At 47.0% G+C, this 6318-nt stretch carries 5 protein-coding genes; 2 read left to right on the top strand and 3 right to left on the bottom strand.

What is annotated here, in order from left to right; genetic code table 11:
- Window positions 1–5: 5 nt before the first annotated feature.
- Both AC06L3_RS02735 and AC06L3_RS02740 read left to right on the top strand, forming a co-directional pair.
- Window positions 6–932, top strand: a complete 927-nt coding sequence (locus tag AC06L3_RS02735; RefSeq protein WP_475669093.1) for an NAD(P)H-dependent flavin oxidoreductase — start codon at window positions 6–8, stop codon at window positions 930–932.
- Between the two features lie 16 nt (window positions 933–948).
- Complete coding sequence (locus AC06L3_RS02740; RefSeq protein ID WP_475669094.1) at window positions 949–3027, top strand: cation:proton antiporter; 2079 nt, start codon at window positions 949–951, stop codon at window positions 3025–3027.
- Window positions 3028–3047: 20 nt separating this feature from the next.
- Here the strand turns inward: AC06L3_RS02740 and AC06L3_RS02745 are convergent, their stop codons facing one another.
- The 3 genes from AC06L3_RS02745 to AC06L3_RS02755 form a co-directional block, all read right to left on the bottom strand.
- Complete coding sequence (locus AC06L3_RS02745) at window positions 3048–3842, bottom strand: thymidylate synthase (RefSeq protein ID WP_475669095.1); 795 nt, start codon at window positions 3840–3842, stop codon at window positions 3048–3050.
- 39 nt (window positions 3843–3881) lie between these two features.
- The gene (locus tag AC06L3_RS02750) at window positions 3882–5390 is read right to left on the bottom strand and encodes an endonuclease/exonuclease/phosphatase family protein (protein ID WP_475669096.1); all 1509 of its coding nucleotides are present in this window, start codon (window positions 5388–5390) and stop codon (window positions 3882–3884) included.
- A gap of 424 nt (window positions 5391–5814) precedes the next feature.
- Window positions 5815–6027 (bottom strand): hypothetical protein, encoded by a 213-nt coding sequence (locus AC06L3_RS02755; RefSeq protein ID WP_475669097.1) that lies wholly within the window; start codon window positions 6025–6027, stop codon window positions 5815–5817.
- Between the last annotated feature and the right edge of the window lie 291 nt (window positions 6028–6318).

Raw genomic sequence — 6318 nt, forward strand, 5'->3', positions numbered from 1 at the left:
TTGCTATGGAAAAGAACAGAGTCTGTGAACTATTTGGAATAAAATACCCTATTATAAGTGGGGGTATGGTCTGGTGCAGCGGTTGGCGCCTTGTTACCGCTGTTGGAAAATGCGGCGGCCTGGGACTTCTCGGAGCAGGCTCCATGCACCCTGAAACCTTGCTGTATCATATACGCAAGTGCAAAGAGGCCAGAATGGCCGATGGCTCAACTCCTGTTCCCTACGGAGTGAACGTACCTCTGCTCTATCCTGAAATGGAAACAATAATGCAGATGCTGGCAGATGAGCAGGTACCTGTTGTGTTTACAAGTGCAGGCAGCCCCAGGAAATGGACCCCGTTCCTGAAAAGCAACGGAATAAAGGTATGCCACGTGGTGTCATCCTCAACTTTTGCAAAGAAGGCGGAGGATGCAGGTGTTGATGCGGTTGTTGCCGAAGGCTTTGAGGCAGGTGGGCATAACGGAAAGGAGGAGACCACCACTCTCTGTCTGATTCCGGCTGTAAGGAAGGCGGTTAAACTTCCGCTGATAGCTGCAGGCGGCATTGCTCTCAAATGCCAGATAAAGGCCGTTGAGGCCCTTGGGGCCGAGGGCGTGCAGATTGGAACACGTTTTGCGCTGAGCAAGGAAAGTTCCGCATCGGAGGAATACAAGAAGCTCTGCCTTGGAATACCTGAGGGTGGAACAAAGCTGCTGCTAAAGAAACTGGCTCCGGCAAGACTGCTGGCAAACAATGAATTCACCATCGCTGTGGAAAAGATGGAGAATGAGGGTGCAAGCGCAGAGCAGCTCAGGGAGTTTCTGGGAAAGGGCCGTACAAAATTGGGAATATTTGACGGCAATGCGCAGGAGGGTGAGATGGAGATAGGTCAGATAGCTTCTATGATTCCTGAAATTCAGAGTGTTGAGGATATTTTCAATGATTTGGTTTAATATAAAATAATTTATTATGGATTCATTACTTATGCCCATAATCCTGCTGGTGCTGGGATTGCTCATAGGTGTTGTTGTAAAATCACTTGGTAAATACATCAAGCTTCCATACACGGTTGCGCTGTTTGCAGTGGGACTTATTCTTGGAATATTTTACAGGTTCGGCATCTTTGGTGAAGCATCCTTCTTGGAAGCGGGAATTGACCATGTGTCAAACCTGAACCCTGATTTCGTGCTGTATGCGTTCCTCCCTATTCTCATATTTGATGCCGCATACGAAATGAATCTGCACGTTTTCAAGAAAACTCTGCTCAACGCATCAATTCTGGCCGGTCCGGGACTTGTTATCTGCATGCTGCTTACAGCCGCATTCGTTATGGGTACCGTTTACATCTGGCCTGAAAGCTCAGGCTCATGGAACTGGACATATGCGCTGATGTTCGGCGGTCTGATAAGCGCAACCGACCCTGTTGCAGTTGTTGCCCTCCTGCAGGAACTCAAGACAAGCAAACGCTTCTCCACACTTGTAGATGGCGAGTCCTTGCTTAACGATGGCACCGGTATCGTCTGCTTCATGCTCTTCTACGGAGCGTTTGCAGGCCACCCTACCACAATGGGTCCGGTTACCTTCTTCATCTGGGTATGTCTTGCAAGTTTTGTGATAGGTTTTGTAATTGCAAAGATTACGCTCTGGTTCGTGACCAAGGTGTCATCCGAGGAGATTGTGCAGAACAGCGTTATGATAATAGCCGCATACGTAACGTTCATACTGGCTCAGAAGACGCTTGATGTATCGGGTGTCATTGCGCTTGTTGTATTCGGGCACATATTCGCCCAGAGCGGACGTCCGCTGCTCAAACCAAAGGTGAACGAATTCATGAGCAAGTTCTGGAGTTTCCTGGCGCATCTTGCCAATACTCTCATATTCATTATAGTAGGCATTATCATTGCAACCAAGGTGAACGTTAACTTTGAGAGCCTGCTCATTGTATTCAGCATATACATTGCGCTCAATGTCATCAGGTACATAATGATTGTCATGCTCTACCCTATTATCAAACGCTGCGGATACGGCTTGAGCAAACGCGAATCCATAATTCTTGGATGGGGCGGACTCAGAGGTGCTCTTGGCATGTCACTGGCTCTTATGGTGCACTACACCACCAGCATACCTGAAGACATAAGGGACAGTATACTTCTCTGCACCGCAGGTGTTGTAACGCTCACACTGTGCATAAACGCCACCACTTCAAAATGGCTGCTCAACAAGCTCAAGCTCGTGAAATCGGATTCTCCTGCAAGGAACAGGATTGACAACAAGATACAGTCGAACATAAGGCGGCAGGACATGGCCTGCATGGAAAATCTCAAGAAAGAGGAAGCCTTGCAGGGAGCCAACTGGAACTACGTTTCCACCTTTGTTCCTAAAGCCGTTGATTTTGATGACAAATCAGGAGAGGTCAATGACATTGTCCTTGAATTGAGAATGATGATTCTTGACAAGGAAAGAAGTGCAACTGCAAGCATTTATGAACAGGGCATAATAACCAAAAGATCCTATTCCAAACTTATGGAAACAATTGAGGACCAGTACGACTTTGAAGGTGACAGGGCGCTTGATGACCAGACACGCCCGAATCCGCTCAAGTTCGTGCATGCCGCTTACCATCTTGGAGAACTGATAAAGAACTTCTTCCCTAGGATTGGCGAGAATCTGTTCATAGCAAATGTCTTTGACAAACAGTATGACCTTATGCGCGGATTCATCATTGTACAGGAAGCCGGCAAGGAACTGCTCGCGCACATTGATGAATCGGAAATTATTGGCAGACAGCTTGAAAGCAATGTGCTTTCAATGATTGAAAAGGAACTTGACAGCAATATTGAGAGTGCGAAAGACTGCCTTGAAAAAATGAAGGAATACTATCCTGCTCTTTACAACAATGCAGTAACAAAGAAGGCGGTACGCATGCTGCTTGCCGAGGAGCGTTGCACAGTAATTGACATGCAGCAGAAAGGCATAATCTCCCAGGAAGAGGCGGAGAACATCATTCACAGGATTGACGAGCGCCAGAATCTCGGAATACGGGACTAATCTGAACCTGCGCAGGAAGGCTATACTGCCACAGGTGCTTTTATTGCCGGATACGGATCATAGCCTTCCAGATGGAAATCCTCGTATTTGAAATCGAAGATGCTCTTCTGCTCACCTGAAATGACCATTTCCGGGAGCTGGTGCGGGCTGCGTTCCAACTGGGTGCGAACCTGCTCGAAATGGTTGAGATAAATGTGGGTATCTCCCGTGGTGTGAATGAACTCACCCGGGGTGTACCCACAGACTTTTGCTATCATAAGTGTGAAAAGTGCGTATGAGGCAATATTGAAAGGCACGCCCAGGAACAGGTCCGCACTGCGCTGATAGAGCTGGCAGGAAAGCTTTCCATCGGCCACATAGAACTGGAACAGGCTGTGACAAGGAGGCAGCGCCATTTTATCAACATCGGCCACATTCCAGGCGGAAATCATAAGCCGGCGGCTGTTAGGATTATTCACCAGATCACGCATAAGATTGGCCAGCTGGTCTATCTCTCCACCATCAGGAGTCTTCCAATGTCTCCACTGGGCACCGTAAACCGGTCCCAGTTCTCCGTTCTCATCGGCCCACTCGTCCCATATGGTTACCCCATGCTCGTTGAGATACTTGATATTGGTGCTGCCGCTTATGAACCACAGCAGTTCGTAGATTATGGATTTCAGATGAACCTTCTTTGTGGTGAGCAAGGGGAAACCCTGCTGGAGATCAAACCTCATCTGATGCCCGAAAATGCTTTTTGTACCGGTTCCGGTGCGGTCTCCCTTGACCACACCCTCATCCATAACCTTTCTCAACAAATCAAGATACTGCTTCATAACTCTCTGCTTTTTCAAAACAAAATTAACCAGCGATTATTAAAAATGCAAACTGAAAATCCTCAGTATTACTGGAAGATGATCGCTCAAGCCACCATTGTAACGGGGTCCCGTGAAACTGCGCTTGGGTTTCACTCCAAGATATGTTCTGTCCGCCTCAAGCAGGAAGGGATGTGAGAAAATCTCCGCCATCCCGGCCGATAGCTCCTTGCCTTCAACAAAATACCTGCTCACATAAAAGCGGTCTATGGTGCTCCACTCACCCTTGTACTTGTAACTGCCGTGAACCTCCCTTTCATAAGTCACATTTTCTTCTGAGTTCCCGTTATATCTGTTGTTGATTTTTGCTGTCTTATTGATTTCCGCACACATATCACTCCCCTGCCCGGGCATTGTATCATTTTTCTGAAAACATCCATCGGTCACATCAATCAGCATTGCATCTTCCTTATCGGCATCGGTTTTCATAAACATATCCGGTGCCTCTTTTCCTTCTGCCATACTCCGCACAGCACAATCTCCGCTATTGAGAATCCGCAAGGCAGCATCACCTGCACCGGCATTGAAATCCCCCATTATCACAATCTTTGCACCGTGCCACACCTTAACCTGCCTTCCATTGTCACCCCATCCGTTACTGTGCTCTATCCCCAACGAATCCTCAGCCTTTGCTTCAATGCAGATTCTGCTTTCCCCCTCAACCGAAGCGGTTATAGAGTCACAGAGCCATTTCAGTTTACCCGCTATTCCACAGCGATGGTTCTCCGCCCTTTTCCCTCCCAGTTTTGACGGCCAGTGATTCACGAACACGTGCAGCGTATCGTACCCCCGGAGCACACCTTTCACGTAAAGAATCTCCCTGGTCCTTAATGTATCTTCAAGTATATCATTCCTGTATTTCTCATAACGGCCATCCGGCCTGCTGTTCAAAACCTTTTTTGAAGTGACGGTTGATTCACAAACTGTTTCATTGTCCAAGTGAACCTCTACTTTCTTCCCATTATCAGAAACCTGCTCTTGTAATGGCAGCGCATCTGATGGCCTGGGGGATGAAACAATGGTTATTGGTATGAATCGAACAGAAAGGGGCCTGAAAGTTGAGCGGCGGTAAAGCAAGGCCACATCAATGCCGCGCGAATCCGGCGAATCCCTATGAACAATTCCATAATCCTGAACCGCCAGAACGGTGTTCTGCGCAAGCTGCTTCAATACCCAGCGGTTCTCAACCTCGGCCAAGCCTATCAAATCCGGAAACCTACCGTACCTTTCAGCCACAAGGCAGAGAGTCTTTGCTATGCCATCGCGCTTGTGCGAGAATGCCTTCCAGTTCCTGAATCTACTTGATTGTTCTGGCTTGTTTTCTGATGTCGGAAATTCTTTTGCATTTCTATTATCAATCAGCACAGTGGAATCAAGATTTTTTGAATGTTCCAGAATGAGACCGGCAGTTTGCGAAGCATTCCTTGAATATGGTTCTGAAAAATCAAACGGCGCAAAATAATTCTCAACGTTCCAGAACAGAATGAGAGCCCATAATATCCTTTCCATAACAACCCACAAGTATTTTTACTCCTGCTTCTCAAGCATTGTATTGACATTTATTCAAGAATTTACTGGAGGCTTGCGAAACTTGAGTTATATTTATGTGGGGAGAAAGCGCTTACGCAAATCTACGAAATACTGTCTGAAAGGATGTGGTTTTACTGCAATTGTTGCTCATTTAAGTTTTGCATGCATTTAATTCATTGATTCTGTGAATTTTATCTAGTGGTTGCCTATCTTGAGTTACTTGTTTTAGAAACTGATTTTATCTGCAATCGAATATAAATTGCTGTTTCAGCACCTGCTTGTAAGATTCTGTTTCCACCTTTGCCGTATGTTATGAATGAACACTATTTAACACGAAGCACCAATAAAAGAAAAGGCCGCGAATGGTCACGTTTTGCGCAAAAATGTGACCGAATGAACAAAATCAGATTTTCCGTACAGGAAAAGACGCAATCCTGTACGAAACGGAAAAAATCAGACGTTTCGTACAGGAAAGGACGCAATTCTGTACGAACAAAGGCTCAATCCTGTACGGAATGGCGAGACGGAGTGGCAAAGCAATGAGGCAGAAACATTGTGGCACCGCCGCTGGCCTTTCAAGGGCTCCATTTGCGCTTCCGCTGTTACCGAGCCCCATAGTTTTCGGAAACAGCCGTGCTCAATAACACATAAACACAGGGTATTGAGCACGATAGCAGAAATTGCGCCAATTGAGCATGGTTGCCAGAGTTATCATGCCCGCCAAAGCTGTTTGCGGTGTGTACGGCTGGAATACAGTCCAAGGTACATGTCCGCAGGCAGACCGGCCAAAATGAAGAGTCTGCTTGCAACGTCCACTGTTGTACGGCACTCTAATCAAGCCACGTGCAAGCAGCTCTGGCACAAACAACGAACGAAATAGCTCGCCAACCGGCCACAAAATCAAGGT

The sequence above is a fragment of the Candidatus Egerieousia sp. genome, from assembly GCF_056211015.1.

Excerpts from the sequence above, each read along its gene's own strand:
- AC06L3_RS02750 (WP_475669096.1), bottom strand. The coding sequence starts at position 5,390 with ATGGAAAGGATATTATGGGCTCTCATTCTGTTCTGGAACGTTGAGAAT.
- AC06L3_RS02745 (WP_475669095.1), bottom strand. The coding sequence starts at position 3,842 with ATGAAGCAGTATCTTGATTTGTTGAGAAAGGTTATGGATGAGGGTGTG.
- AC06L3_RS02755 (WP_475669097.1), bottom strand. The coding sequence starts at position 6,027 with ATGGGGCTCGGTAACAGCGGAAGCGCAAATGGAGCCCTTGAAAGGCCA.
- AC06L3_RS02740 (WP_475669094.1), top strand. The coding sequence starts at position 949 with ATGGATTCATTACTTATGCCCATAATCCTGCTGGTGCTGGGATTGCTC.
- AC06L3_RS02735 (WP_475669093.1), top strand. The coding sequence starts at position 6 with ATGGAAAAGAACAGAGTCTGTGAACTATTTGGAATAAAATACCCTATT.